Origin of the sequence: Enterobacter sp. UNJFSC 003 (assembly GCF_036903355.1) — a bacterium.
Classification (GTDB): domain Bacteria; phylum Pseudomonadota; class Gammaproteobacteria; order Enterobacterales; family Enterobacteriaceae; genus Enterobacter.
Window position 1 is genome coordinate 30,957 of sequence record NZ_JBAKHK010000011.1, and the last position, 26,349, is coordinate 57,305.

The following is a 26,349-nucleotide window of genomic DNA, read 5'->3' on the forward strand; positions in this document are numbered from 1 at the left end:
TTCTGTTTCCCGAATCTGTAACCAGGGGGTCTGCTCGTGACAACAATAGTAAGTGTACGCCGTAACGGCCAGGTGGTTATTGCCGGTGATGGCCAGGCCACGCTGGGTAATACCGTCATGAAAGGCAACGTGAAGAAAGTTCGTCGTTTATACAACGACAAAGTGATCGCCGGTTTTGCAGGCGGCACGGCCGATGCCTTCACGCTGTTTGAACTGTTTGAACGCAAACTGGAAATGCACCAGGGTCATCTGGTGAAAGCCGCCGTTGAGCTGGCGAAAGACTGGCGTACCGATCGTATGCTGCGCAAGCTCGAAGCACTGCTGGCCGTGGCCGATGAGAATGCCTCGCTGATTATCACCGGTAACGGTGACGTGATTCAGCCGGAAAACGACCTGATTGCCATCGGCTCTGGCGGCCCGTACGCCCAGGCTGCAGCCCGCGCGCTGTTGGAAAACACCGACATGAACGCACGCGATATCGCGGTGAAAGCGTTGGATATTGCAGGTGATATCTGCATTTATACCAACCACAATCACACCATCGAAGAATTACCGTCTAAAGCGTAAGGATCTCCCATGTCTGAAATGACCCCACGCGAAATTGTCAGCGAACTGAACAAACACATTATCGGCCAGGATAACGCCAAGCGTTCCGTGGCAATCGCTCTGCGTAACCGCTGGCGCCGTATGCAACTTGATGAAGAGCTGCGCCATGAAGTGACCCCAAAAAACATTCTGATGATCGGCCCGACCGGCGTCGGTAAAACCGAAATCGCCCGTCGCCTGGCCAAGCTGGCGAATGCGCCGTTCATCAAAGTTGAAGCCACCAAGTTCACCGAAGTGGGCTACGTGGGTAAAGAAGTGGACTCCATCATCCGCGATCTGACCGATTCGGCGATCAAGATGGTGCGCGTCCAGGCTATCGAGAAAAACCGCTATCGCGCTGAAGAGATGGCCGAAGAACGCATTCTCGATGCGCTGATCCCACCGGCGAAAAACAACTGGGGTCAGGCTGAACAGCAGGCCGAACCTTCTGCTGCGCGTCAGGCTTTCCGCAAAAAACTGCGTGAAGGTCAGCTGGACGACAAAGAGATTGAGATCGATCTTGCTGCCGCGCCAATGGGTGTGGAAATCATGGCACCGCCAGGCATGGAAGAGATGACCAGCCAGCTGCAGTCCATGTTCCAGAACTTGGGCGGCCAGAAGCAAAAAGCGCGTAAGCTGAAAATCAAAGACGCGATGAAGCTGCTGATCGAAGAAGAAGCGGCAAAGCTGGTAAACCCGGAAGAGCTGAAGCAGGACGCTATCGACGCGGTTGAGCAGCACGGTATCGTGTTTATCGACGAAATCGATAAGATCTGTAAGCGTGGTGAATCTTCCGGCCCGGACGTTTCTCGCGAAGGCGTACAGCGCGACCTGCTGCCGCTGGTTGAAGGCTGCACCGTCTCTACCAAACACGGCATGGTCAAAACGGACCACATCCTGTTTATCGCATCTGGCGCATTCCAGGTGGCTAAGCCGTCCGACCTGATCCCGGAACTGCAGGGTCGTCTGCCGATTCGCGTTGAACTGCAGGCGCTGACCACGGAAGACTTTGAGCGTATCCTGACCGAACCTAATGCCTCTGTAACCGTACAGTACAAAGCGCTGATGGCGACCGAAGGCGTGAACATTGAGTTTACCGACGACGGTATCAAACGCATTGCCCAGGCTGCGTGGCAGGTCAACGAAACCACTGAGAACATCGGTGCGCGTCGTCTGCACACCGTGCTGGAACGCCTGATGGAAGACATCTCTTATGATGCGAGCGACCTGAATGGCGAAAGCATTACCATTGACGCAGATTATGTGGGTAAACACCTGGATGCGTTAGTGGCAGATGAAGATCTGAGCCGTTTTATCCTATAATCGCGGTTATTGCATTTTCATCACTGTTGATGGGGGCTAATGCCCCCATTTTTATTGGCTAAATAACTATGACTGATATCAGCCGTACTCAGGCGTGGCTCGAAAGTCTGCGCCCTAAAACACTTCCGCTGGCTTTCGCTGCGATTATCGTTGGCACTGCCCTCGCCTGGTGGCAAGGGCATTTCGATCCGCTGGTTGCCGGGCTCGCGCTTATCACCGCCGGTCTGCTGCAAATCCTCTCTAACCTCGCTAACGACTATGGTGATGCGGTGAAAGGCAGCGACAAACCCGACCGTATCGGGCCGCTGCGCGGGATGCAAAAAGGGGTGATTACCCAAACGCAGATGAAGCGGGCGCTGACGATCACCGTGGTGCTGATTTGCCTGTCAGGTCTGGCTCTGGTATCCGTGGCCTGCAAAACCACGGCTGATTTCATTGGTTTTATGGTGTTGGGCCTGCTCGCGATTATCGCTGCCATTACCTACACCGTCGGCACTCGTCCATACGGATATATTGGTCTGGGTGATATTTCCGTTCTGGTGTTCTTCGGCTGGCTGAGCGTGATGGGCAGTTGGTACCTGCAAGCGCATACCCTGATCCCCGCTCTGTTCCTGCCGGCTACCGCCTGCGGTCTGCTGGCAACGGCGGTGTTAAATATCAACAACCTGCGCGACATCGACAGCGATCGTGAAAACGGCAAGAACACGCTGGCTGTGCGTCTGGGGCCGGTTAACGCGCGACGTTACCATGCCTGCCTGCTTATGGGGGCGCTGGTCTGCCTCGCGCTGTTTAATCTGATCTCCCTGCAAAATCTCTGGGGTTGGCTGTTTGTGTTGGCCGCGCCGCTGCTGATTAAACAGGCTCGTTTTGTGATGCGGGAACTCAGCCCGGCAGCCATGCCGCCAATGCTGGAACGCACGGTAAAAGGTGCGCTGCTGACTAACCTTCTGTTCGTGATAGGAATTGTCCTGAGCCAGACGCTGAGTTAACTGACAAATATCAATTAACAATTGATGATTTTGCCAACAATGCATTTCGCACGATATACTGAACACATTCGCAGCAACTGAGCGTTAAACCTATGAAATATGATACCTCCGAGCTTTGTGACATCTACCAGGAAGATGTCAACGTCGTTGAACCGCTGTTCTCCAACTTTGGTGGACGGTCGTCGTTTGGCGGACAAATCATCACGGTGAAATGTTTCGAGGATAACGGCTTGCTGTACGATCTCCTCGAACAGAACGGCCGCGGCCGCGTGCTTGTGATCGATGGCGGTGGTTCCGTGCGCCGTGCATTAATTGATGCGGAACTGGCTGGAATTGCCGTCCAAAATGAGTGGGAAGGCATTGTGGTGTACGGTTCCGTGCGCCAGGTAGACGATCTTGAAGACCTGGATATTGGCATTCAGGCTATTGCAGCGATCCCGGTAGGTGCGGCTGGCGACGGCATTGGCGAAAGCGACATCCGTGTGAACTTTGGCGGCGTGACTTTCTTCTCCGGCGACCATATCTATGCCGATAACACCGGCATTATCCTTTCTGAAGATCCGCTGGATATCGAGTAATAAAAAGCCGGGTGGCGGCGACGCCTACCCGGCTATTTCAGTTCGATGCCGACAGGAATTAAACTTCTTCCATACGTCCCAGCAGCGCCTGTAAGCGATCCTGCCAACCGTTCTGCTGCTCGCGCAGCTGGTTGTTTTCGCGCTCCAGTTCTTCGCGACCATGCTGAGCGTTCTGAACTTCCTGTGACAGGGAGTTGTTCTTCTCTTTCAGCTCTTCAATTTCCATTTGCAGCAGCGTGATGGTGTCAATCGCCTGCTGTACTTTCGATTCCAGTTTCTCAAACACTTCTAAAGACATGATCCTACCTCTCCTGAATTGCAAGGCGACGCTTTACTATAAACGCGCACAACATATGTTCCGATTGTATGGAGCACGGTCGCCCCTGTCCAGCGGCATGCCACGCAGATCGCGGTTTGCAACACTTTTCAGCCTCGTCCTGGTGCGTTCGCGGCAGATCCCCCTAAATTGTTAACTCTTTAGTTAATGAAATGATTCAGCTCACACTCGTCAATTGATGCAAAAACGCGCTTTATGGCGCGAAAACGCTCATTTTATTGACGCAGACCACACATTTTGATTTCGATATTTCTCGTTTTTGCTCGTTAACGATAAATTAACACAGTGTCTACAGGACATCGTGGTTGTCACGGGCGGCCATGCTAACAATAAACATTCAATTTCTTCAGGATTCCGATTATGAGTCAGACATCAACCTTAAAAGGCCAGTGCATTGCCGAGTTCCTTGGTACCGGGTTGTTGATATTCTTCGGAGTGGGCTGTGTCGCTGCACTGAAAGTGGCGGGTGCCAGTTTTGGTCAGTGGGAAATCAGTATCATCTGGGGTCTGGGCGTGGCGATGGCCATCTACCTGACGGCAGGCGTATCTGGTGCACATCTTAACCCGGCGGTTACCATCGCGCTGTGGCTGTTCGCGTGCTTCGATGGACGCAAAGTTGTTCCTTTCATCATTTCTCAATTTGCCGGCGCGTTTTGCGCAGCGGCGTTAGTTTACGGGCTTTATTACAATCTTTTCATCGACTTCGAACAGACGCATCATATGGTGCGTGGCAGCGTCGAAAGTCTGGATCTGGCGGGCATCTTCTCAACGTATCCAAACCCACATATCAATTTTGTGCAGGCGTTCGCAGTTGAAATGGTGATTACCGCTATCCTGATGGGCGTCATTATGGCCCTTGGTGATGATGGCAACGGCATTCCACGTGGCCCCCTGGCGCCATTACTGATTGGCCTGCTGATCGCCGTCATCGGTGCCTCTATGGGGCCATTGACTGGGTTTGCGATGAACCCGGCGCGTGACCTGGGTCCAAAAACGTTCGCCTTCTTTGCAGGATGGGGCGACATGGCCTTCACCGGTGGCAAAGACATTCCTTACTTCCTGGTCCCGTTATTCGGGCCAATCGTAGGGGCTGCACTGGGTGCATTTGGCTATCGTAAATTAATTGGTCGCCATTTACCGTGCGACACCTGTGTGGAAGACGAGAAAGAAACGACGTCCACCGCACAGCAAAAAGCTTCGCTGTAATCTGACTACGGGACACATACCATGACCGAAAAAAAATATATCGTTGCGCTCGACCAGGGCACCACCAGCTCCCGCGCTGTCGTAATGGATCATGACGCGAATATCGTCAGCGTGTCACAGCGCGAATTCGAACAAATTTATCCTCGTCCAGGTTGGGTAGAGCATGACCCAATGGAAATTTGGGCGTCACAAAGCTCCACGCTGGTCGAAGTGCTGGCGAAAGCCGATATCAGCTCCGATGAGATAGCCGCCATCGGTATCACCAACCAGCGCGAAACGACCGTGGTATGGGAACGTGAAACCGGTAAGCCGATTTATAATGCCATCGTCTGGCAGTGCCGCCGTACCGCAGAAATCTGCGAAAAGCTGAAGCGCGACGGTATGGAAGATTACATCCGAAGCACCACCGGCCTGGTCATTGACCCGTATTTCTCCGGCACCAAAGTGAAGTGGATCCTCGACCACGTGGAAGGGTCGCGTGAGCGAGCCAAACGCGGCGAGCTGCTGTTCGGTACTGTGGATACCTGGCTTATCTGGAAGATGACTCAGGGGCGCGTCCACGTCACTGATTATACTAACGCCTCGCGTACCATGCTGTTCAACATCAACACCCTGGAATGGGATGACAAGATGCTGGACGCGCTGGATATCCCACGCGCCATGCTGCCAGAGGTGCGTAAATCGTCTGAAGTGTACGGCCAGACCAACATCGGGGGTAAAGGCGGTACACGTATTCCTATCGCCGGCATCGCCGGTGACCAACAGGCGGCGCTGTTTGGCCAGCTGTGCGTCAAGGAAGGGATGGCGAAGAATACCTACGGCACAGGCTGCTTTATGCTGATGAACACCGGTGAGAAAGCGGTCAAATCGGAAAACGGCCTGTTGACCACCATTGCATGCGGTCCACGCGGTGAAGTGAATTATGCCCTGGAAGGTGCGGTGTTCATGGCGGGTGCATCCATTCAATGGTTGCGTGACGAGATGAAACTGATCGGCGACGCGTTTGATTCCGAGTACTTCGCGACCAAAGTGAAAGATACCAACGGCGTGTACGTCGTGCCTGCGTTCACAGGTCTCGGCGCACCTTACTGGGACCCGTATGCTCGCGGCGCAATTTTCGGCCTGACGCGCGGCGTGAACGCTAACCACATCATTCGCGCCACGCTGGAATCCATTGCCTACCAGACGCGCGATGTGCTGGAAGCGATGCAGGCAGACTCCGGCATTCGTCTGCACGCCCTGCGCGTAGACGGCGGTGCCGTAGCCAATAACTTCCTGATGCAGTTCCAGTCAGACATTCTGGGCACCCGCGTTGAGCGCCCTGAAGTGCGCGAAGTGACCGCGCTGGGTGCAGCCTACCTGGCTGGTCTGGCGGTGGGCTTCTGGCAGAATCTTGACGAACTGCAGGAAAAAGCGGTAATCGAGCGTGAATTCCGCCCGGGCATCGAAACCACCGAGCGGAACTACCGCTACAGCGGCTGGAAGAAAGCGGTGAAACGCGCCCTGGCGTGGGAAGAACACGACGAGTAATTGCCGTTATTCCCCTCTCCCCTGGGGAGAGGGAAAGGGTGAGGGGCTCCAGCCCCCTCGCCCCTCCCCACTCTGTGATAAACTTCGTGCAATTCCTTTTGATTGCACGAGTACCTCATGAAACGTGAACTGGCTATCGAGTTTTCCCGCGTCACCGAAGCCGCCGCGCTGGCGGGCTATAAATGGCTTGGCCGTGGCGACAAAAATACCGCAGACGGTGCGGCTGTCCATGCCATGCGCATTGTGCTTAATCAGGTCAATATCGACGGCACCATCGTGATTGGCGAAGGCGAGATCGACGAAGCGCCAATGCTCTACATCGGCGAAAAAGTTGGGACGGGTAAAGGCGATGCCGTGGATATTGCCGTCGACCCCATTGAAGGCACCCGAATGACGGCCATGGGCCAGGCCAACGCGCTGGCGGTCATGGCCGTGGGTGACAAAGGCTGCTTCCTCAACGCGCCAGATATGTACATGGAAAAGCTGATTGTCGGCCCAGGCGCAAAAGGCGCTATCGACCTCAGCCTGCCGCTGGACGAGAATCTGCGCAATATTGCCGCTGCCCTGCATAAACCCCTTAGCGAACTCACCGTGACCATTCTGGCGAAACCGCGCCACGACGCCACCATTGCGCAGATGCAAACGCTGGGCGTACGCGTATTTGCGATTCCGGATGGCGATGTTGCCGCCTCCATCCTAACCTGCATGCCGGACAGCGAAGTGGATGTCCTTTACGGCATTGGCGGCGCGCCGGAAGGCGTGGTGTCTGCGGCGGTGATCCGCGCGCTTGATGGCGATATGCAGGCGCGACTGCTGCCCCGCCACGAGGTGAAAGGCGACAGCGCGGAGAACCGTCGTATCGGTGAAGAAGAACTGACGCGCTGCGAAGCGATGGGCATCGAAGCGAATAAAGTCCTGGCGCTTGACGAAATGGCGCGTAGCGATAACGTCGTCTTTTCCGCAACCGGCATCACCAAAGGCGATCTGCTGGACGGTATCACCCGCAAGGGCAATATGGCGACGACTGAAACGCTGCTGATCCGCGGTAAATCGCGCACCATTCGCCGTATTCAGTCCATCCACTATCTCGATCGCAAAGACCCGGACGTGCAGACGCACATTCTGTAAAACCGTTTGATCGATAGAGCTTTCCGACCCAAATGGGCTGGAAATCTCCCCGGTAAGTACGGAAGATAGAACAGAGAAACAGCACAGGAGAAGATCATGGCGGACTGGGTTACAGGTAAAGTCACAAAGGTACAGTTCTGGACCGATGCGCTATTTAGTCTCACTCTGCATGCTCCCGTGCATCCGTTTACGGCCGGGCAATTCGCGAAGCTGGGGCTGGATGTCGACGGCGAACGCGTGCAGCGCGCTTACTCTTACGTCAATGCACCCGATAACCCGGATCTCGAGTTTTATCTTGTCACCGTTCCGGACGGCAAGCTGAGTCCGCGCCTTGCTGCACTCAAGCCCGGCGATGATGTGCAAATTGTGTCTGAAGCTGCTGGATTTTTTGTTCTGGATGAAATTCCGGATTGCGACACCCTCTGGATGCTCGCGACCGGCACGGCCATCGGCCCTTATCTCTCGATTCTGCAGTACGGCAAAGATCTGGAACGCTTTAAAAATATCGTACTGGTTCACGCTGCGCGCTATGCCGCCGATTTAAGCTATCTGCCGCAAATGCAGGCGCTGGAACGGCAGTACGACGGGAAGCTAAAAATTCAGACAGTGGTCAGCCGCGAAACGGCGGCAGGTTCACTGACAGGCCGCGTACCGGCATTGATTGAAAGCGGCGCACTGGAAGAGGCGGTTGGCTTACCGATGAATATCGACACCAGCCATGTGATGCTGTGCGGTAACCCGCAGATGGTTCGGGACACGCAACAGCTTCTGAAGGATACCCGGCAGATGACGAAGCATCTTCGCCGCCGGCCGGGGCATATGACCGCCGAACACTATTGGTGATCAGCGGTACTTCACCTCAAGGGTGTCTTTCCCGTATTTATTCTCGCTCTGGGTGCCAATAAACGCGCCCAGATCGATGACCATCATGACAAAGATAATCGTTGGCAGCAGCAGCCCGACGACCCACGGCAATATAGACGGAAGCATCGACCAGTTCCCCGCCACCAGCATCCACGCCAGAACAATCAGAAAGGCCCACGCGCCCGAACGGCCGCGATCGTGCAGGCGTTTCACCACCACGGCTGCGGTTGGCCACAGTAAACAGACCAGAGCAAATGCCGCGGTTTGCGTACTCAGCCACGCATTATAGGCAACGAAAAAAAGCAGCAGCATGGCGACGACCCACGTCACCATCCAGACCCAGAAATCACGGCGTCCAATACGCCCTTTGAATGAAAACAACCACTGCTGTATGGTCATGTAAGGTTCCTTATTATCATTTAGCCCGCATTTTACCCTGGAGTTGTGACCTTTTGACAAGCCGAGCAGATATCGATTTAATTATGTTCAATGACGGCCAGGGGCAATATTGATGAAATTTTGGGCACACTCTCTTTTTCTGTGTTTCGCTCTGCTGAGTACCAGCGTTTCCCTGCAGGCCGCCGAAACGCCAGCCACAGCGCCTTATCTGCTGGCGGGAGCGCCGTCGTTCGACCAATCCATCAGCCAGTTCCGTGAAGCCTTCAACAAAGACAACCCCACGCTGCCACTGGATGAATTCCGCGCCATCGACAGCGCGCGCGATACCCCAACCCTGACCCGTGCGGCGAGTAAAATTAACGAAAATTTATACGCCTCGACGGCACTTGAGCGCGGCACGCTCAAAATCAAAAGTATGCAGATCACCTGGTTGCCCATTCAGGGGCCAGAGCAGAAAGCCGCAAAAGCAAAAGCGCTGGAATACATGAGCGCCGTTCTGCAGGCCTTTACGCCAGCCATGACCAAAACACAAAGCCTGCAAAAGCTGCAAAAGCTGCTGACTGCCGGTAAAAACAAACGCTATTACACCGTCACGGAAGGCGCTATTCGCTATGTGGTGGCAGATAACGGCGAAAAGGGACTGACCTTCGCTGTTGAACCGATTAAGCTGGCACTCTCTGACTCACTCGGAGGGGCGAATTAATGACAAAAAGCAAAGCCTTTCGAGGGAAAATCTCTATACTGATTCACAGACCATGCTGCCCGACAGGGCGGCCATATTCCTTAATTCGCTTATTAAGCGTGGAGAATTGAAATGCGACATCCTTTAGTGATGGGTAACTGGAAACTGAACGGCAGCCGCCACATGGTAAACGAACTGGTTGCGAACCTGCGTAAAGAGCTGGCTGGCGTGACGGGCTGCGCGGTTTCTATCGCTCCGCCGGAAATGTACCTGGATCTGGCTAAACACGCCGCTGACGGCAGCCACATCATTCTCGGTGCCCAGAACGTTGACGTTAACCTGTCTGGCGCATTCACCGGTGAAACCTCTGCAGAAATGCTGAAAGATATCGGTGCAAAATACATCATCATCGGCCACTCCGAGCGTCGCACCTACCACAAAGAATCCGACGAGTTCATCGCCAAAAAATTCGCAGTGCTGAAAGAGCAAGGTTTGACGCCGGTTCTGTGCATCGGTGAAACCGAAGCAGAAAACGAAGCGGGCAAAACTGAAGAAGTCTGCGCACGTCAGATCGACGCAGTGCTGAAAACGCAGGGCGCGGCAGCATTCGAAGGCGCGGTAATCGCTTACGAGCCAGTCTGGGCGATCGGTACCGGCAAATCTGCAACCCCTGCGCAGGCTCAGGCGGTTCACAAATTTATCCGCGATCACATTGCTAAAGCTGACGCGAAAGTGGCTGAGCAGGTCATCATCCAGTACGGCGGTTCCGTAAACGCAGCAAACGCAGCTGAGCTGTTCACCCAGCCAGACATCGATGGCGCGCTGGTTGGCGGCGCATCCCTGAAAGCAGACGCTTTCGCGGTGATCGTTAAAGCTGCTGAAGCGGCTAAACAGGCGTAATGCTGTTGTGGCGGGTGGCGCTAGCGCATACCCGCCCTACAAAACCGTTATAAACGCCCCAGCAAACTGAACCACAAATAATCGAGCGGCAGCAGCACCAGATACGTCGCAATCGCCAGCGCCAGACACAGCAACATCCCCGCCCTGGCAGGCACCTTACCTAATCCCATAGCCACCACAATCGGCGATGCCTGATAAGGCAGCAGCGGTGTGGAATACCCCAGTACCTGAATCATGATCACCGACAGCAGCGGGAAGCCGGTTGCGTCAGAGAAACTTTGTGCCAGCGTGGTGTACAACGCCGGAACGCCGTTGGCCGTCATAATAAAGTTGAGCGCGGTGGTGATCCCGGTTAGCGCCAGGAAGCTGGTGAACGGCCTGTCGGCATCCAGCGGCATAATCTGTAGCAGCCCCTCACCCACCGCCGCACCGATTCCGGTTTGCGTCACGACGATGGCGAGCCCAAGGATCCCCGCGACGTAAATACAGGTGCGCATGTTCACACCCGTCGAAAACTCATCACCCGTAATAAAGCCAATGCGCGGCAGCAGCACGATGACCGATGCCGCCAGCCCCGTCCAGGCAGGCCCAACGCCATGCCAGCTCTCCGTTACCCACATGCCCAACACCACCGCCAGCAGCCAGGCGAGACGCTTCTCATCCCGCCCCATCGGTTCAGCTGGCGGCAGCGCCTTCGCAGGTTCGGGGCTGCCGGGGAATAACCAGCAGATTAATCCAATCAGGATGACCCCTTTGAGGATCCCGAGCACGGGCGTATGCAGCAGCAAATACGGGACGTAGTTAAGATGGATACCGTACGAACCTTCCGCCGCACCGCTCATGACCAGATTGGGCACGTTTGCAGGAAGAATGGTCGCCGAGAGCTGAAACGTGCCGAACCCGACGGCCAACGCCAGGCCAAACCAGGCGCGGGAGCCGTCGGCTATGCTGGCCCGTTTTGCCATGGCGGCGACAATCGGCATCAGCAACGCAATGCGTCCCATATTCGACGGCATGACAAACGCCAGCGCGTAGCTCAACAGCACCACGCTTGCCACCATCAACACCCAGGAGTCGGTGAGTTTTGCAGACAGCGCCCGGGCAGCCCTGTCTGCAAGACCGGTTTTACGGATCGCAACGCCAAGCACAAAACCGCTAAACACCAGCCAGAAAGCGGAGGAGGCAAAGCCGCCAAAGATGACCTCCGGCGGCGCGATTTTGGCCGTCATCGCCGCCGTAAAGAACAGCAGCGCAGTGATAAATTCCGGTAAGAGCGACGTCGCCCACAGCACGATGGTGACGCCAACGATCAGTGAGGGCAAAAGCAGAGGGTACGTTAACCAGAGCGACATTCCTGTCTCCTGTCGTTTTTTTCAGCAAGTCTACGGCGACAGGCAGGACGAGTAAACGCTATTTATGGTGGGTTCAGTTCAGGATACTGCATTGATGATCCTGCAATTCCTCAGCAGAGGCACGGTTAAGGGTAAGCAAGTTACGCTCCGTTGCCAGCAATACAAACGACCCGTCCGATTGCTGCGCCATCGCCAGCGCGAAGCGTCCCATGTGGTCACGCGCTTTCGGCAGTTCTTCCGCCAGCATCATAAAGGGGCTGCGCTGCACCAGTTCATTTTCCGTTACCCGACGGGCAAGGTACTCATGCCCTTCCAGCCCGCCGGGGAGCGGCAGCCACTGGGTGCTAATTTGGCCCTGATTCGCATTGAGCTTCTCACGCACGTCTAGGCGCAGGCAGGAGATGTGGATATGAAAATGGTTCTGCGTACGGCCGGTGGGTGAGTTAATGGTCAGCGAAATGGCGCTGTCAGGTACTTCTGCGCCCCGCTTCATGCTCATAAAGCTGCGCGACTGCCATGCCAGCCAGAAGAAATTTGGCGTGTGAGGCTCGGTCAGAAGCGGGCTTTCAGTGCCGTTGATGCGGTACGTTGGCATCAGCAGGTATTGCAGCGGCCCGTTGCGGTCTTTGAACACTACGTAGCCCGCATCGGGTTTTACCTGGGCGCAGGGGGCCGGGTTACGGTGTTGAATCTGATTCGGCACGCACTGTTCAAGAACGATATGGCGTAACGCGTTTGGGTTACCGGATTTCATCCAGAACCAGCCACCGGCAGCAAGCACGATGACAATCATAACCAGCACTATTATTTTCTTCACAACGCGTTCCCTGTTTTCGATAGAAGCGAAAGAGTAACGCAAAAAGATGACCAAATAAAAAACCCGGTGGATTTCTCACACCGGGTCACCGTGTCGTTCTTTGCGAAACGTCTAGCGCTTGCTGATCTGGTCGAAGGTACCGCCGTTAGAGAAGTGCTCTTTCTGCGCTTTCGTCCAGCCGCCAAACTCGTCATCAATAGTGAAGAGCTTCAGTTTCGGGAACACGCCTTCGTATTTCTTGGCCACAGCCGGATCGCGCGGACGATAGAAGTTCTTCGCCGCAATTTCCTGGCCTTCCGGCGAGTAGAGATACTTCAGGTAGGCTTCCGCCACCGTTTTGGTGTCTTTCTTTTCGACCACTTTATCGACCACAGAAACGGTCGGCTCGGCAAGAATAGACTCGCTCGGGGTGACGATCTCGAATTTGTCTTTACCCAGTTCGTTGGTGGCCAGCAGGGCTTCGTTTTCCCATGCAATCAGCACGTCGCCGATGCCGCGTTCAACGAAGGTATTGGTTGCGCCGCGTGCGCCAGAGTCCAAAACCTCAACGTTTTTATACAGCGCTTTCACGAATTCCTGCGCTTTGGCCTGATCGTTGTTGTTGTGGTGCAGCGCATAGCCCCAGGCTGCCAGATAGTTCCAGCGTGCGCCGCCGGAGCTTTTCGGGTTTGGAGTGATGACAGACACGCCTGGCTTAACCAGATCGTTCCAGTCATGAATTTGTTTCGGGTTGCCTTTACGCACGAGAAAAACGATGGTCGAGGTGTATGGTGCGGAGTTATCCGGCAGGCGTTTGATCCAGTTTTTATCGATACGGCCACGTTCAGCAATCGCATCCACGTCGTAGGCCAGCGCCAGGGTAACCACATCGGCTTCAATGCCGTTGATCACCGAAGTCGCCTGTTTTCCAGAGCCGCCGTGAGACTGGCGAATCACCACGTTATCGCCGGTTTCCTGTTTCCAGTGTGCCGCGAAGGCTTTGTTGTACTGGTCGTAAAGCTCACGCGTCGGGTCGTATGACACGTTCAGAAGCTGAATGTCTTTTGCCAACACGCTGGTCGATGCCAGCAATAATGTTAAACCCACGCCCCATTTATTCATCGCCCAGCTCTCTTATGTAGTGTTTTGATGAATGCAGCGTGCCAGAAAGCTAACCGATGATTAAAGAATAAAAAAAGATTGGCTATAACGTAGAGGAATAAAAGCCCTCTTCAGAAAGAAGAGGGCTCGGAGGATCAGTACAGTTTTTTCGCGCAGTCTAACCAGTCACCTTTGAACGGACGCTTCATGCTTTCAATGGCGTCGATGATGTCATGGTGAACCAGTTTTTCGTTCTGAATGCCGACGCAACGACCGCCATGGCCTTGCAGCAGCAGATCGATAGCATACGCACCCATACGGGATGCCAGGATACGGTCGTACGGGCCAGGAGACCCCCCGCGCTGGATGTGACCAAGAACGGTCGCACGGGTTTCACGTTTGGTTTCCGCTTCGATGTACTTCGCCAGCTCGTCAACGTCACAGATGTGCTCGGTGATCGCCACGATAGCGTGTTTTTTACCTTTCGCGATGCCCGCTTTGATTTCGTTAACCAGATCTTCGCGGCTGAATTCAACTTCAGGTACCACGATAAACTCACAGCCGCCAGCAATCGCTGCAGCCAGGGTCAGATCGCCACAATAACGGCCCATCACTTCAACGATGGAGATACGCTGGTGAGAAGAAGAGGTGTCACGCAGACGGTCAATCGCTTCAACAACGGTACCCAATGCGGTGAAGAAACCGATGGTGTAGTCAGTACCTTTGATGTCGTTGTCGATGGTGCCCGGCAGACCGATGCACGGGAAGCCCATTTCAGTCAGACGTTTTGCACCCATGTAGGAGCCGTCACCACCGATAACCACCAGCGCGTCCAGACCCCGTTTTTTCATGTTTTCGATAGCCACTTCACGAACGTGTTCGTCACGGAATTCCGGGAAGCGCGCAGAACCGAGGAAGGTACCACCACGGTTGATCATGTCAGATACGCTGTAGCGGTCTAGCTGCACCATGCGGTCTTCATACAGGCCCAGGTAACCGTCATAAACGCCAAACACTTCCAGACCTTCCGTCAGCGCTGCACGGACAACGCCACGAATTGCAGCGTTCATGCCCGGCGCATCACCGCCGCTTGTCAACACACCGATTTTCTTAATCATGACTACCTCTGAACTTAGGAATGCAAAATTGAAATCTGCTGCCGGAAGAAACTTTTCAACCGTCGAATACTGCAAATAGTATATCAATCACTTCCAGCTGAATTGATTCAGGTCAGGCCATATGGTGGTAATTTATCCACAAAATGCTGGCCTGGCTCACTTTTTTACAACGAATTACGAAAGTCCAACATGTCCGGGTACAACCGAGCAGGGATCCTGGTGAATAATGACGTCTGAACCAGGAAAACGCTGCAAAATCGCCTGCTCGACCTGTTCAGCGATAACATGAGCCTGAACCAACGGCAGGTTGTCTTCCATTTCAATGTGAATCTGTATAAAGCGGGTCGGCCCTGACTGCCGCGTACGAAGATCGTGAGCCCCGCTGACGCCAGGCCAGTTGGTCACAATAGCAAAAATATCATTACGTTCTGCATCAGGCAGCGCACGGTCGAGAAGCGACTGTACCGCTTCATACCCCATCCGCAGGGCGCTGTATAAAATATAGATGCCAATGCCTAACGCAAACAACGCATCGGCTCGATGCCAGCCATACCAGGCCAGACCAAGCGCAATAAGAATTGCCCCATTCATCATAACATCAGACTGATAATGAAGCATATCTGCCCGTACAGCCTGACTTTGCGTTTTACGAACAACCCAACGCTGGAACGTTACCAGAACAAGTGTGCATATAAGTGCGATGACCGTGACGATCACGCCGACACCCGGATCTTTCATCGGTGAGGGCGAAACAAGATGTTGGATCCCGGTTAAAAACAGAAACAGCGCCGAGCCAGAAATAAACATACTTTGTGCCAGCGCCGCCAGCGACTCTGCCTTGCCGTGCCCGAACGTGTGCTCTTCATCTGCCGGTTGCAGTGAATAGCGCACCACCAGCAGGTTGGTCAGTGAAGCGGCTATATCGACCAACGAGTCCACCAGCGCCGCCAGAATACTGACCGAGCCGGTGTACCACCACGCGAAAATTTTGATGACCAGCAAACACGACGCCATGACCGTCGCGGCGATCGCAGCCCGGCTTACCAGCCGTCCATAGGATTGATTCATAAACACTCCTGTCATGCCATGCCGCTAGTATAACGGATGCTTGCGGAGTCAAAGGATGAATAAACGGTTAACAAACCTGAATGAAGGACAAAAAAAACCCCCACATCATGTGGGGGAAGACAGGGATGGTGTCTATGGCAAGGAAAACAGGGTTTACTGGTTACTACGGGTACTGCTGTTGCTACTGAAAAGCGTCGTTTCTGAGCTTCGCTGCATCCGTGCAACCTCACGCAACTGGTCCATCCGTTGCTGATGTTTGTCATTTAACACCGCCTGCTGCTCGGGCGATAGCAGATGGAACATTTGGTTGCGAACCTTCGCCATTTCTACCTGGCGGGCAACCTGTTCCTGTGCCATCTTTTCGGCCTGAGCGCGTACAGCGCTTTCGTCAAAATTTTCTGCGGTGACAAGGCGATGCATTGTCTCCATTTCGCTAACATTAACAGGGGGCTGTTCGTGTCGTGCCCTCTGCATCAAATCTCGCATCTGTTGACGCTGATGTTCGGTTAAACTTATGCCGTCAAACATATGGCTTTGGCTGCTGTTCTGCGATGCGCCCTCTTGCGAGGAGCCGTTATCGCTGATGATAGCTACAGCAGCCTGGCTAAACGCACTGAACGCCAGCGTTGAGGCCATGACGGCAGCGGTAACTTTGCGCATCACTTGCTCCCAAAATCTTTCGTGTCGCGATTCAACGAGAGACAGTCTACGATTCAGGCTGCAAACATGCGTCAGGGGGTGTAAAACAACGTAAAGTCATGGATTAGATAGCCTTGATGTCGTAATTTCTGCCTCGGAGGTATTTAAACAATGAATAAAATCCTGTTAGTTGATGATGACCGAGAGCTCACATCCCTTTTAAAGGAGTTGCTCGACATGGAAGGTTTCAACGTTCTGGTCGCCCATGATGGCGAGCAGGCGCTGAGTCTCCTTGACGACAGCATCGATTTACTTTTGCTCGACGTCATGATGCCGAAGAAAAACGGTATCGATACGTTGAAAGAGCTTCGCCAGACACACCAGACCCCCGTTATTATGCTGACCGCGCGCGGCAGCGAACTTGACCGTGTTCTCGGCCTTGAGCTGGGCGCGGATGACTATCTACCCAAGCCGTTCAACGACCGTGAACTGGTCGCCCGTATTCGCGCTATCCTGCGTCGTTCTCACTGGAGCGAACAGCAGCAGAACACGGACAACAGCTCACCGACGCTGGAAGTGGACTCCCTGAGCCTCAACCCGGGTCGCCAGGAAGCAAGCTTCGACGGCGAAACGCTGGAACTGACCGGCACCGAGTTCACCCTGCTTTATCTGCTGGCGCAGCATCTTGGCCAGGTGGTATCGCGTGAACACCTAAGTCAGGAAGTGCTGGGCAAACGCCTCACGCCGTTTGACCGCGCTATCGATATGCACATCTCTAACCTGCGCCGTAAGCTGCCGGAGCGTAAAGACGGTCACCCATGGTTTAAAACCCTGCGTGGTCGCGGTTATCTGATGGTTTCCGCTTCATGATAGGAAGTTTAACCGCCCGCATCTTTGCCATCTTCTGGCTGACGCTGGCACTGGTTTTGATGCTTGTGTTGATGTTGCCTAAACTCGACTCACGCCAGATGACGGAGCTTCTCGACAGCGAGCAACGTCAGGGCGTGATGATCGAGCAGCACGTTGAAGCCGAGCTGGCAAACGATCCGCCGAACGATTTGATGTGGTGGCGCAGGCTGTTTCGCGCCATCGACAAGTGGGCGCCGCCCGGTCAACGCCTTCTGCTGGTCACCAGCGAAGGGCGCGTGATTGGGGCCGAGCGCAATGAAATGCAGGTTATCCGCAACTTCATTGGTCAGGCGGATAACGCCGATCATCCACAGAAGAAAAAGTATGGTCGGGTAGAAATGGTTGGCCCCTTCTCCGTCAGGGATGGGGAAGATAACTACCAGCTCTATCTGATCCGCCCTGCCAGCAACTCCCAGACTGATTTTATCAACCTGCTGTTTGACCGCCCGCTGCTGCTGCTGATTGTGACCATGCTGCTAAGCTCGCCGCTGCTGTTATGGCTGGCGTGGAGCTTGGCAAAACCGGCGCGTAAGCTGAAAAATGCCGCCGATGAAGTGGCGCAGGGCAACCTGCGACAACATCCGGAACTGGAAGCGGGTCCGCAGGAATTCCTGGCCGCCGGGACCAGCTTTAACCAGATGGTCAGCGCGCTCGACCGGATGATGACGGCGCAACAACGTCTGCTGTCGGATATCTCACACGAGCTGCGCACGCCGCTCACGCGGCTGCAGCTTGGCACTGCGCTGCTGCGTCGACGCAGCGGTGAGAGCAAAGAGCTGGAGCGTATCGAAACCGAAGCCCATCGTCTGGACAGCATGATCAACGATCTGCTGGTGATGTCGCGCAATCAGCAGAAAAACGCGCTGGTGAGCGAAACGGTGAAAGCGAATCACCTGTGGCATGAAGTGTTAGATAACGCGGCTTTCGAAGCGGAACAAATGGGTAAATCGTTCACCGTCAACTTCCCGCCGGGGCCATGGCCGCTGTACGGTAACCCCAACGCGTTGGAAAGCGCGCTGGAGAATATCGTGCGTAACGCCCTGCGCTACTCGCACACGAAGATTGAGGTGGCGTTTTCGGTGGATAAAGACGGGATCACCATCATCGTTGATGACGACGGTCCTGGGGTCAGCCCGGAAGATCGCGAGCAGATTTTCCGGCCCTTCTACCGCACCGACGAGGCGCGTGATCGCGAATCTGGCGGAACGGGGCTGGGGCTGGCGATTGTTGAAACCGCCATGCAGCAGCACCGTGGCTGGGTGAAAGCCGACGACAGCCCGCTGGGCGGCTTACGGTTAACGCTGTGGCTGCCGTTGTATAAGCGTTCGTAGTAGCATCCCCTCTCCCCGGAGGGGGGTAACTATCTTCCCCACAATCTCCGCGAATTATCTTCGATCTTGCCGCTTAAACGCCGCTTCTGCATCGTTCTGGTCCAGCTGGTGGATAATCCCGCAGCCGAAAGCAGGCGGTGATATTGTTCATCGTCAAACGGCATATGCCAGGCAATCGCACAGGCGTCATAGACCGACACATCGCTTAGGCGCGACGCCAGTTCGAGCGGCACGTCAGCTGAAACCTGCCCTGCCAATACCACGCGGTACAACCAGCCTGTTTTGCCCGCACGTTGCAACTGTGCGGACATATCGCTGATGCCGAAATGGACGTTGAGCTTGAAGCACGGCGAGCGCGGCTGCGTCACCTGTATCAAGGCATCGCCCCAGCGGAAGATATCGCCGATAAAAACGTTTTTCTCCGTCAGCCCTACCGTTGAGAGGTTCTCGCCAAACGCGGGGGCGACAAACAGCTCGGACTGCGCGGGGAATTCCGTTATCCAGTGCTGATAATGTTCGCGCGGATAGTGGCACAGCGCGCGGTCGGGCCCGCCGTGGATTTTCTTTTCGGCCTGCTCGTCACCCGCGAGCCCGAGGTCGGTTAACGTCAGCTCACCGTCGACCTGAATTTTTGCGATGGCGCTCGGGCGGCTGCCGTCGTAATCCCTTACCTTGCCTGTAAACACGTTCACCGGATAATGCATCGCTGCTCCTTTCTGCAGATACAAAAAAAGCGAGTCATCAGACTCGCTTCTCACAGGCGTCAATGCAACCTTATTTTTTAGCGGCGAAACGCGCTGCTGCTTCGTCCCAGTTCACCACGTCCCAGAAGGCTTTGATGTAGTCCGGGCGACGGTTCTGGAATTTCAGGTAGTAAGCGTGTTCCCACACGTCCAGACCCACGATTGGGAAACCGGAAGCGCCAGAAATAGCTTCACCCATCAGCGGGGAATCCTGGTTAGCAGTAGACACTACCGCCAGTTTGTCGCCTTTCAGTACCAGCCACGCCCAGCCAGAGCCGAAACGGGTCGCAGCGGCTTTTTCGAATTCCGCTTTGAAGTTGTCTACAGAACCGAAATCACGCTCGATAGCGGCTTTCAGGTCGCCCTGCAGGGTGGTACCGGTTTTCAGGCCTTTCCAGAACAGGCTGTGGTTAGCGTGACCGCCCGCATTGTTGCGCAGAACGGTTTTTTTGTCCGCTGGCAGCTGGTCCAGTTTGGTGATCAGCTCTTCTGCAGACAGGTTAGCGAACTCTGGCAGGCTTTCCAGCGCGGCGTTCGCGTTGTTCACATAGGTCTGGTGGTGTTTAGTGTGATGGATTTCCATCGTCTGCTTGTCGAAATGCGGTTCCAGTGCGTCGTAAGCATACGGCAGGGATGGCAGTGTATAACTCATAATCCTCTCCATTATTGTCGGGCGGCACAGCTGTTAATGCCGCGTAAGCAGTTGGTTCATTATAGTTAATTAAATGATATTGAAAATGATTATCAATGCCGTAGTTTTTATAAGGTTATTCGATTTTTGAGAAATGAAGGAATTGTGAGTCTGCTCACGCGGTTAACGTGCTGATTGCCATTCAAAACGAAAGTGCGGCAACCTTCTGAAGGTTCCCAAACCGCCTAATTTTTACACTCATCAAGTCGGCGGGAAGCCACCGACTATAAAAACGATGAGGATGTAAAAATGAATCATGCGATTACGATGGGTATTTTCTGGCATTTGATAGGCGCAGCCAGTGCAGCCTGTTTCTATGCCCCGTTTAAAAAGGTCAAACACTGGTCATGGGAAACCATGTGGTCCGTCGGCGGTACGGTGTCATGGCTGATTTTGCCGTGGACCATTAGCGCCATGCTGCTGCCCGATTTCTGGGGCTATTTCTCCTCCTTCCGCGCCTCCACCCTGCTGCCAGTATTTCTGTTTGGGGCAATGTGGGGCATCGGTAATATCAACTACGGCCTCACCATGCGCTATCTCGGTATGTCGATGGGCATTGGTATCGCGATCGGCATTACGCTTATCGTCGGCACCCTGATGACGCCGATTCTCAACGGCAACTTCGACGTGCTGATCAACACCGAAGGCGGGCGTATGACGCTGCTGGGCGTACTGGTCGCCGTTATCGGCGTAGGGATTGTCACCCGCGCGGGGCAGCTCAAAGAGCGTCAAATGGGCATCAAGGCTGAAGACTTCAACCTGAAGAAAGGTCTGGTGCTGGCGGTGATGTGCGGCATCTTCTCGGCCGGTATGTCATTTGCGATGAACGCCGCCAAGCCGATGCATGAAGCGGCTGCCGCGCTGGGCGTCGACCCGCTGTACGTTGCGCTGCCAAGCTATGTGGTGATCATGGGCGGCGGTGCGCTGGTTAACCTTGGCTTTTGCTTCATTCGTCTGGCAAACGTAAAGAATCTGTCGGTAAAAGCCGACTTTTCGCTGGCAAAATCACTCATCATTACCAACGTGCTGCTCTCCGCACTCGGCGGACTGATGTGGTATCTGCAGTTCTTTTTTTACGCCTGGGGCCACGCCAGCATTCCAGCGCAGTATGACTACATGAGCTGGATGCTGCACATGAGCTTCTATGTGCTGTGCGGTGGGCTGGTTGGGCTGGTGCTGAAGGAGTGGAACAACGCCGGGCGACGTCCGGTAGGCGTGCTGAGCCTGGGCTGCGTGGTGATTATTATTGCGGCCAACATTGTCGGCCTTGGCATGGCGAGCTGATTACGCGGCTTTTCGACTACGATGACGCCACTGAACCGGCGTCATCCCCACCTCGCGATTAAAGACTACCGAAAAGTAGTTACTGTCCTCAAACCCACAGCGCATCGCCACCTCGCTGACCATCAGCTCCGTATGCTGCAGCAGATACTGCGCGTGGCAGATGCGCAGCTGGCGCAAATAATGATTCACCGTCATCCCGGTCTGGGTACGAAACTGCTGGCGCAACGCGCGATCGCTGCACTGCTCCTGTTCGCAGAATTTCTCCAGCACGAAGCTCTTGTTCAGGCTGCCCGCCAGGGTAGCGATCAGCTTATCCAGCAGTACCTCCTGAGCCGTGGCGGAGGGGTTATCGGGGGCATAACGATAGCGTTTAAGGGTCATCACCAGCTGCGCGAAAAGCAGTTCCGCCATCTGATTAGCCACGGGATCGCTCTTCTGGCTCTCCTGCTCCAGCTGAGAAATCACCTGCCGCACCTGCGCCATGCCGTGACTGCTAAGGCGCCAGTGCGGGGTACTTTTCGCAACGTGAAAGCCGGGAATATTGGCCGCCCAGTCAACGTTGAGTTTGAGCCTGTCCGGGCAGTAAATGACGTTCTGCAACACCAGATCGTGGACCGAGGCGTAGGCGTGTTTATCTTCGGCGCGGATGTAAAACAGGTCACCACGCGTAATGCGGTAAGGTCGGTCGTTGAGCACGTGTAGGCCGTTGCCTCGCCATACCAGCACCAGCTCGCAAAATTCATGGGTGTGCTCTGCAAAGACGTTTTGCGGATAGCGATCGGCCACCGCGACGGCCTGCGCGGCGGAGACAAAAAAATCATCTTTGCGAAGAATTATCTGAGCTCCCACACCACGACCTCAACGGCGAATAACCTGACATTATTAGCCTTTTTGCGGCAATAAAACGGTGATTACCTTCGCGTTACTGAAGTGACGCATCTTTGCCCTGCCGAATATCGCGAGGTGACCAGCTAAACTCCCGGCGAAAAAGGGTCGAAAAGTGGTTACTGTCGCCAAAACCACAGCGATAAGCGATATCGGTAACGCTGTCATCCGTGTGGCGCAGGAGATGGCGCGCTTTGATCAGACGCAGGCGGTTAAGGTAGCGCTGTGGCGTGAGTCCGGTGTGTTGTTTCAGCTGACGATGCAGGGTGCGCAGAGACAGCAAAAAATCATCCGCCAGCGTTTCCCAGCAGACGTCCTCGGCAAAGTGCTCTTCCAGCCAGGCCATCAGCTGGGTCAGCCGCGCATCGTTATTTTCCAGCCCTTCCAGCAGGCTACTGCGGCGCAGCAGCACCAGCAGCTGCATAAACAGCAGCTCGCGCGTAGCAATCGCGTGCGTCTCTTGCCCCTCTTCGCTTTTCTCCATCTGGCTTATCAGCTGACGCACCTGTTGAAGCGTGGACTGATTGACCCGCCAGTGCGAAGGGTAATGCCCGTCCTTCTCCTGCGGCAGCAGCTGGTTCAGCCCCGAGAGGAACTGGAACGCTTCCGGTGAACGATAGAGCACGTTGGTCAGGCACAGGTTGTCGGTATGTTCATACAAATGCCTATCGTGATCGCGCACAAAGCACACCGTGCCGCCGCTGATGGTGTACGGCTGGCCGTTAAACACATGAATACCCGTCCCGTGTTCAACAATCACGATTTCATGAAAATCATGATGATGCTCTGGAAACGCAGCCTGAGGGAGCCGCGGCTCAATTGCAACAGGCGAACCACCCGAAGGAAAAAAATCCACGCTGTGTAGTACGGTCATAACGGCCCCACCAATGAGAAATGTTCTCAAAATAGTAATTAAGGCCTTTCAGACTCACCTTAAATTTTCGGCAGCAAACCTCGCAAAACCTGTCCGTTTTTTAAGAAACGGGCGGAAAGATCGGGAAATGCGGTAAGCGTCACACTGCCCACAAACCCCGCCATTACTGGAAACTGTGAACTTCCTCACGTTCACCTTTGCTTTCTTGCCAGCCCCGGATTTCGTCTGTCAGTGGCGAGAAGGTGGCTTTTTCTTCCCTTTCTTACACTCACCGCTAATGACTTAAAGAAGGACCCGACCATGACTTTTCGCCATTGTGTGGCAGTCGATTTAGGCGCATCCAGCGGCCGCGTTATGTTGGCTACCTGGGACTGTAACCAGCGCACGCTTTCGCTTCGTGAAATGCACCGTTTTGCTAACAGCCTGCAAAAGCAGGCGGGTTTTGACGCCTGGGATATCGACGGTCTGGAGGCCGAGATCCGCACCGGGTTAACCAACGTCTGCAATGACGGCATTCTCATCGACAGCATTGGTATTGATACATGGGGCGTAGATTACGTGCTGCTGGACAGCCGCGGCGAGCGCGTTGGCCTGCCCGTTTCGTATCGCGATAACCGTACCGATGGCCTGATGGCGCACGCCATTGCCCAGCTTGGAAAAGACGCGATTTACGGGCGCAGCGGCATTCAATTTCTGCCCTTCAATACGCTCTACCAGCTGCGCGCGCTGGTTGATCAGCAGCCGGAACTGGTCGCCCGCGTGGCGCACGCGCTGCTGATCCCTGACTATTTCAGCTACCGGCTGACCGGTAATCTGAACTGGGAATACACCAACGCGACCACTACCCAGCTGGTGAACATTAACTCCGATAATTGGGATGAACATCTGCTGAACTGGACCGGCGCCTCGCCGTCCTGGTTTGGCACGCCGACCCACCCGGGTAATGTGATCGGTCAGTGGATTTGCCCTCGGGGAAATACTATTCCGGTGGTGGCCGTGGCCAGCCACGACACCGCCAGCGCGGTGATTGCGTCCCCACTTGCGGATAGAGATGCAGCCTACCTCTCCTCCGGCACCTGGTCTCTGATGGGCTTTGAGAGCAAAACCCCCTACACCAGCGATGCCGCACTGGCCGCAAATATCACCAATGAGGGCGGTGCAGAGGGCCGCTACCGGGTGCTGAAAAACATCATGGGCCTGTGGCTGCTCCAGCGGGTGCTGAAAGAGCAGAACATTACCCACCTGCCGGAGCTTATCGCAGAAACCGAAAGGCTGACGGCCTGCACGTTCCTGATCAACCCCAACGACGACCGCTTTATCAACCCGGCGCACATGAGCGCTGAGATCCAGGCTGCCTGCGTCGAGGCCGGGCAGCCTGTTCCCGCCCGCCCGGCCGAGCTGGCGCGCTGCATTTTCGACAGCCTTGCCCTGCTGTATGCCGACATCCTGAGCGAGCTGGCCGACCTGCGCGGTAAACCGTTCAGCCGGCTGCATATCGTCGGCGGCGGCTGCCAGAACGAACTGCTCAACCAGCTTTGTGCCGATGCCTGCGGGATTACCGTGGTGGCGGGCCCGGTCGAGGCCTCCACGCTCGGCAATATCGGCATTCAGCTGATGACCCTGGATGAGCTGACAAGCGTTGATGAATTCCGCTCGGTGGTCGCGGCGAACACCTGCCTGACCACCTTCATCCCCAATCCCTGCCATGAAATTGCCCGCTATCGGGCGCAGTTTCAGCAAAAACGACTGACTAAGGAGCTTTGCGCATGACCACTCAACTTGAACAAGCCTGGGACCTGGCTAAACAGCGTTTCGCCGCAGCAGGCGTGGACGTCGAAGAGGCGCTACGCCTGCTCGACCGTCTGCCTGTCTCCATGCACTGCTGGCAGGGCGATGACGTTGCCGGTTTCGAAAACCCAGGCGGTTCGCTGACGGGAGGCATACAGGCAACCGGTAATTACCCGGGCAAAGCGCGTAACGCCAGCGAACTGCGCGCCGACCTGGAGCTGGCGCTGAGCCTGATTCCGGGGCCAAAGCGCCTGAACCTGCACGCCATTTATCTGGAGTCCAACGAGCCGGTCGCGCGTAACGACATCAAACCGGAACACTTTAAGAACTGGGTCGAGTGGGCGAAAGCCAACAGGCTGGGGCTGGATTTTAACCCGTCCTGCTTCTCACACCCGCTGAGCGCCGACGGTTTCACCCTGTCCCATGCGAATGATGAAATCCGTCAGTTCTGGATTGACCACGTGAAGGCCAGCCGTCGCGTCTCGGCGTATTTCGGCGAGCAGCTCGGCACACCGTCGGTGATGAACATCTGGATCCCGGACGGCATGAAGGACCTCACCGTTGACCGCCTTGCCCCGCGCCAGCGCCTGCTGGCCGCGCTGGATGAGGTTATCAGCGAAAAGCTGAACCCGGCGCACCACATTGACGCCGTGGAGAGCAAGCTGTTCGGCATAGGCGCGGAAAGTTACACCGTCGGCTCGAACGAGTTCTACATGGGTTACGCCACCAGCCGCCAGACCGCGCTGTGCCTGGATGCCGGTCACTTTCATCCCACCGAGGTGATCTCCGACAAAATCTCCGCCGCCATGCTCTTCGTGCCGCGCCTGCTGTTGCACGTCAGCCGCCCGGTGCGCTGGGACAGCGACCACGTGGTGCTGCTGGATGATGAAACCCAGGCCATTGCCAGCGAAATCATCCGCCACGACCTGTTCGACCGCGTGCACATTGGCCTCGACTTCTTCGATGCCTCCATCAACCGCATCGCGGCGTGGGTTATCGGCACCCGCAACATGAAGAAAGCCCTGCTGCGCGCCCTGCTGGAACCCACCGCGGCACTGAAACAGCTGGAAGAGGAAGGTGATTACACCGCGCGTCTGGCGCTGCTGGAAGAGCAGAAATCCCTGCCGTGGCAGGCGGTGTGGGAGATGTACTGCCAGCGTAACGACGCGCCCGCGGGCGCCCAGTGGCTGGATAACGTGCGAGCGTATGAGAAAAACGTACTGAGTAAGCGCGGGTAATTTTGCCCTCA

27 protein-coding genes are annotated in these 26,349 nt (G+C 55.3%); 15 read left to right on the forward strand and 12 right to left on the reverse strand.

The window, feature by feature from the left end:
- Positions 1–36 precede the first annotated feature (36 nt).
- From hslV to rraA, 4 genes are all read left to right on the forward strand, one after another.
- Entirely contained in the window at positions 37–567 is a 531-nt protein-coding gene (hslV, locus tag V5P19_RS19140; protein ID WP_042322674.1) for an ATP-dependent protease subunit HslV, read from the forward strand.
- 9 nt (positions 568–576) lie between these two features.
- Positions 577–1,908, forward strand: a complete 1,332-nt coding sequence (gene hslU / locus V5P19_RS19145) for an HslU--HslV peptidase ATPase subunit (RefSeq protein ID WP_334406474.1) — start codon at positions 577–579, stop codon at positions 1,906–1,908.
- A gap of 62 nt (positions 1,909–1,970) precedes the next feature.
- Entirely contained in the window at positions 1,971–2,897 is a 927-nt protein-coding gene (menA, locus tag V5P19_RS19150; RefSeq protein WP_334406622.1) for a 1,4-dihydroxy-2-naphthoate polyprenyltransferase, read from the forward strand.
- Between the two features lie 92 nt (positions 2,898–2,989).
- Positions 2,990–3,475: a ribonuclease E activity regulator RraA gene (gene rraA / locus V5P19_RS19155; RefSeq protein ID WP_334406476.1), complete on the forward strand. Its 486-nt coding sequence runs from the start codon at positions 2,990–2,992 to the stop codon at positions 3,473–3,475.
- Between the two features lie 58 nt (positions 3,476–3,533).
- On the opposite strand, the gene zapB is transcribed toward rraA, so the two are convergent.
- Positions 3,534–3,773, reverse strand: a complete 240-nt coding sequence (gene zapB / locus V5P19_RS19160; RefSeq protein ID WP_064328207.1) for a septal ring assembly protein ZapB — start codon at positions 3,771–3,773, stop codon at positions 3,534–3,536.
- 399 nt (positions 3,774–4,172) lie between these two features.
- Here zapB and V5P19_RS19165 point away from each other — a divergent pair, with 399 nt between their 5' ends.
- The 4 genes from V5P19_RS19165 to fpr all read left to right on the forward strand — a co-directional run bounded on the left by V5P19_RS19165 (position 4,173) and on the right by fpr (position 8,519).
- Positions 4,173–5,018 carry an MIP/aquaporin family protein gene (locus V5P19_RS19165; RefSeq protein ID WP_334406480.1) on the forward strand — a complete coding sequence of 282 codons (846 nt, stop codon included), beginning with the start codon at positions 4,173–4,175 and terminating at the stop codon, positions 5,016–5,018.
- Positions 5,019–5,039: 21 nt separating this feature from the next.
- Positions 5,040–6,548 carry a glycerol kinase GlpK gene (gene glpK, locus V5P19_RS19170; RefSeq protein ID WP_334406482.1) on the forward strand — a complete coding sequence of 503 codons (1,509 nt, stop codon included), beginning with the start codon at positions 5,040–5,042 and terminating at the stop codon, positions 6,546–6,548.
- 117 nt (positions 6,549–6,665) lie between these two features.
- Positions 6,666–7,676 (forward strand): class II fructose-bisphosphatase, encoded by a 1,011-nt coding sequence (gene glpX / locus V5P19_RS19175; RefSeq protein WP_334406484.1) that lies wholly within the window; start codon positions 6,666–6,668, stop codon positions 7,674–7,676.
- 96 nt (positions 7,677–7,772) lie between these two features.
- Positions 7,773–8,519: a ferredoxin--NADP(+) reductase gene (fpr, locus tag V5P19_RS19180; RefSeq protein ID WP_334406486.1), complete on the forward strand. Its 747-nt coding sequence runs from the start codon at positions 7,773–7,775 to the stop codon at positions 8,517–8,519.
- Here fpr and V5P19_RS19185 read toward each other — a convergent pair whose 3' ends face one another.
- On the reverse strand, positions 8,520–8,939 hold the full coding sequence (locus V5P19_RS19185) for a DUF805 domain-containing protein (protein ID WP_334406487.1): 420 nt from the start codon (positions 8,937–8,939) through the stop codon (positions 8,520–8,522).
- A 112-nt stretch (positions 8,940–9,051) separates the two neighbouring features.
- On the opposite strand from V5P19_RS19185, the gene V5P19_RS19190 reads away from it, so the two are divergent.
- A complete protein-coding gene (locus V5P19_RS19190; RefSeq protein ID WP_334406489.1) occupies positions 9,052–9,642 on the forward strand; it encodes a DUF1454 family protein in 591 nt (196 codons plus the stop codon).
- A gap of 111 nt (positions 9,643–9,753) precedes the next feature.
- Entirely contained in the window at positions 9,754–10,521 is a 768-nt protein-coding gene (gene tpiA, locus V5P19_RS19195) for a triose-phosphate isomerase (RefSeq protein WP_334406492.1), read from the forward strand.
- Between the two features lie 47 nt (positions 10,522–10,568).
- Here tpiA and V5P19_RS19200 read toward each other — a convergent pair whose 3' ends face one another.
- The 6 genes from V5P19_RS19200 to cpxP all read right to left on the reverse strand — a co-directional run bounded on the left by V5P19_RS19200 (position 10,569) and on the right by cpxP (position 16,616).
- A complete protein-coding gene (locus V5P19_RS19200) occupies positions 10,569–11,873 on the reverse strand; it encodes an SLC13 family permease (RefSeq protein WP_334406494.1) in 1,305 nt (434 codons plus the stop codon).
- A 73-nt stretch (positions 11,874–11,946) separates the two neighbouring features.
- A complete protein-coding gene (locus V5P19_RS19205; RefSeq protein ID WP_334406497.1) occupies positions 11,947–12,690 on the reverse strand; it encodes a CDP-diacylglycerol diphosphatase in 744 nt (247 codons plus the stop codon).
- Positions 12,691–12,801: 111 nt separating this feature from the next.
- Entirely contained in the window at positions 12,802–13,791 is a 990-nt protein-coding gene (locus V5P19_RS19210) for a sulfate ABC transporter substrate-binding protein (RefSeq protein ID WP_334406499.1), read from the reverse strand.
- Between the two features lie 134 nt (positions 13,792–13,925).
- Positions 13,926–14,888, reverse strand: coding sequence for a 6-phosphofructokinase (gene pfkA / locus V5P19_RS19215; protein ID WP_334406501.1), 963 nt, complete (start codon positions 14,886–14,888; stop codon positions 13,926–13,928).
- Between the two features lie 174 nt (positions 14,889–15,062).
- Positions 15,063–15,956 (reverse strand): CDF family cation-efflux transporter FieF, encoded by an 894-nt coding sequence (fieF, locus tag V5P19_RS19220; protein ID WP_334406503.1) that lies wholly within the window; start codon positions 15,954–15,956, stop codon positions 15,063–15,065.
- 153 nt (positions 15,957–16,109) lie between these two features.
- A complete protein-coding gene (gene cpxP / locus V5P19_RS19225) occupies positions 16,110–16,616 on the reverse strand; it encodes a cell-envelope stress modulator CpxP (protein ID WP_334406505.1) in 507 nt (168 codons plus the stop codon).
- Positions 16,617–16,766: 150 nt separating this feature from the next.
- On the opposite strand from cpxP, the gene cpxR reads away from it, so the two are divergent.
- Positions 16,767–17,465, forward strand: a complete 699-nt coding sequence (cpxR, locus tag V5P19_RS19230; protein ID WP_003862004.1) for an envelope stress response regulator transcription factor CpxR — start codon at positions 16,767–16,769, stop codon at positions 17,463–17,465.
- A complete protein-coding gene (gene cpxA, locus V5P19_RS19235) occupies positions 17,462–18,835 on the forward strand; it encodes an envelope stress sensor histidine kinase CpxA (RefSeq protein WP_334406507.1) in 1,374 nt (457 codons plus the stop codon). The genes cpxR and cpxA overlap by 4 nt, the downstream gene beginning before the upstream one ends.
- A gap of 29 nt (positions 18,836–18,864) precedes the next feature.
- On the opposite strand, the gene yiiM is transcribed toward cpxA, so the two are convergent.
- Both yiiM and sodA read right to left on the reverse strand, forming a co-directional pair.
- The gene (gene yiiM / locus V5P19_RS19240; protein ID WP_334406509.1) at positions 18,865–19,602 is read right to left on the reverse strand and encodes a 6-hydroxyaminopurine reductase; all 738 of its coding nucleotides are present in this window, start codon (positions 19,600–19,602) and stop codon (positions 18,865–18,867) included.
- Between the two features lie 7 nt (positions 19,603–19,609).
- Positions 19,610–20,230, reverse strand: a complete 621-nt coding sequence (sodA, locus tag V5P19_RS19245; protein ID WP_010436906.1) for a superoxide dismutase [Mn] — start codon at positions 20,228–20,230, stop codon at positions 19,610–19,612.
- Between the two features lie 288 nt (positions 20,231–20,518).
- Here sodA and rhaT point away from each other — a divergent pair, with 288 nt between their 5' ends.
- Positions 20,519–21,553 carry an L-rhamnose/proton symporter RhaT gene (gene rhaT, locus V5P19_RS19250; protein ID WP_334406512.1) on the forward strand — a complete coding sequence of 345 codons (1,035 nt, stop codon included), beginning with the start codon at positions 20,519–20,521 and terminating at the stop codon, positions 21,551–21,553.
- On the opposite strand, the gene rhaR is transcribed toward rhaT, so the two are convergent.
- Positions 21,554–22,402: an HTH-type transcriptional activator RhaR gene (gene rhaR, locus V5P19_RS19255; protein WP_334406514.1), complete on the reverse strand. Its 849-nt coding sequence runs from the start codon at positions 22,400–22,402 to the stop codon at positions 21,554–21,556.
- Positions 22,403–22,475: 73 nt separating this feature from the next.
- Entirely contained in the window at positions 22,476–23,312 is an 837-nt protein-coding gene (rhaS, locus tag V5P19_RS19260; protein WP_334406516.1) for an HTH-type transcriptional activator RhaS, read from the reverse strand.
- Positions 23,313–23,612: 300 nt separating this feature from the next.
- On the opposite strand from rhaS, the gene rhaB reads away from it, so the two are divergent.
- Both rhaB and rhaA read left to right on the forward strand, forming a co-directional pair.
- A complete protein-coding gene (gene rhaB / locus V5P19_RS19265) occupies positions 23,613–25,082 on the forward strand; it encodes a rhamnulokinase (protein WP_334406518.1) in 1,470 nt (489 codons plus the stop codon).
- Positions 25,079–26,338, forward strand: coding sequence for an L-rhamnose isomerase (rhaA, locus tag V5P19_RS19270; protein WP_334406520.1), 1,260 nt, complete (start codon positions 25,079–25,081; stop codon positions 26,336–26,338). Before rhaB ends, rhaA begins: the two co-directional genes overlap by 4 nt.
- The last annotated feature ends 11 nt before the right edge of the window (positions 26,339–26,349 follow it).

Bases quoted from the DNA above. Each gene is read 5' to 3' on its own strand.
- rraA (WP_334406476.1), top strand. From the start codon at position 2,990: ATGAAATATGATACCTCCGAGCTTTGTGACATCTACCAGGAAGATGTC.
- rhaB (WP_334406518.1), top strand. From the start codon at position 23,613: ATGACTTTTCGCCATTGTGTGGCAGTCGATTTAGGCGCATCCAGCGGC.
- tpiA (WP_334406492.1), top strand. From the start codon at position 9,754: ATGCGACATCCTTTAGTGATGGGTAACTGGAAACTGAACGGCAGCCGC.
- fpr (WP_334406486.1), top strand. From the start codon at position 7,773: ATGGCGGACTGGGTTACAGGTAAAGTCACAAAGGTACAGTTCTGGACC.
- rhaT (WP_334406512.1), top strand. From the start codon at position 20,519: ATGAATCATGCGATTACGATGGGTATTTTCTGGCATTTGATAGGCGCA.
- V5P19_RS19200 (WP_334406494.1), bottom strand. From the start codon at position 11,873: ATGTCGCTCTGGTTAACGTACCCTCTGCTTTTGCCCTCACTGATCGTT.
- V5P19_RS19190 (WP_334406489.1), top strand. From the start codon at position 9,052: ATGAAATTTTGGGCACACTCTCTTTTTCTGTGTTTCGCTCTGCTGAGT.
- pfkA (WP_334406501.1), bottom strand. From the start codon at position 14,888: ATGATTAAGAAAATCGGTGTGTTGACAAGCGGCGGTGATGCGCCGGGC.
- rhaS (WP_334406516.1), bottom strand. From the start codon at position 23,312: ATGACCGTACTACACAGCGTGGATTTTTTTCCTTCGGGTGGTTCGCCT.
- V5P19_RS19165 (WP_334406480.1), top strand. From the start codon at position 4,173: ATGAGTCAGACATCAACCTTAAAAGGCCAGTGCATTGCCGAGTTCCTT.
- sodA (WP_010436906.1), bottom strand. From the start codon at position 20,230: ATGAGTTATACACTGCCATCCCTGCCGTATGCTTACGACGCACTGGAA.
- hslU (WP_334406474.1), top strand. From the start codon at position 577: ATGTCTGAAATGACCCCACGCGAAATTGTCAGCGAACTGAACAAACAC.
- glpX (WP_334406484.1), top strand. From the start codon at position 6,666: ATGAAACGTGAACTGGCTATCGAGTTTTCCCGCGTCACCGAAGCCGCC.
- rhaA (WP_334406520.1), top strand. From the start codon at position 25,079: ATGACCACTCAACTTGAACAAGCCTGGGACCTGGCTAAACAGCGTTTC.
- cpxP (WP_334406505.1), bottom strand. From the start codon at position 16,616: ATGCGCAAAGTTACCGCTGCCGTCATGGCCTCAACGCTGGCGTTCAGT.
- zapB (WP_064328207.1), bottom strand. From the start codon at position 3,773: ATGTCTTTAGAAGTGTTTGAGAAACTGGAATCGAAAGTACAGCAGGCG.
- cpxR (WP_003862004.1), top strand. From the start codon at position 16,767: ATGAATAAAATCCTGTTAGTTGATGATGACCGAGAGCTCACATCCCTT.
- V5P19_RS19185 (WP_334406487.1), bottom strand. From the start codon at position 8,939: ATGACCATACAGCAGTGGTTGTTTTCATTCAAAGGGCGTATTGGACGC.
- glpK (WP_334406482.1), top strand. From the start codon at position 5,040: ATGACCGAAAAAAAATATATCGTTGCGCTCGACCAGGGCACCACCAGC.
- fieF (WP_334406503.1), bottom strand. From the start codon at position 15,956: ATGAATCAATCCTATGGACGGCTGGTAAGCCGGGCTGCGATCGCCGCG.
- cpxA (WP_334406507.1), top strand. From the start codon at position 17,462: ATGATAGGAAGTTTAACCGCCCGCATCTTTGCCATCTTCTGGCTGACG.
- V5P19_RS19210 (WP_334406499.1), bottom strand. From the start codon at position 13,791: ATGAATAAATGGGGCGTGGGTTTAACATTATTGCTGGCATCGACCAGC.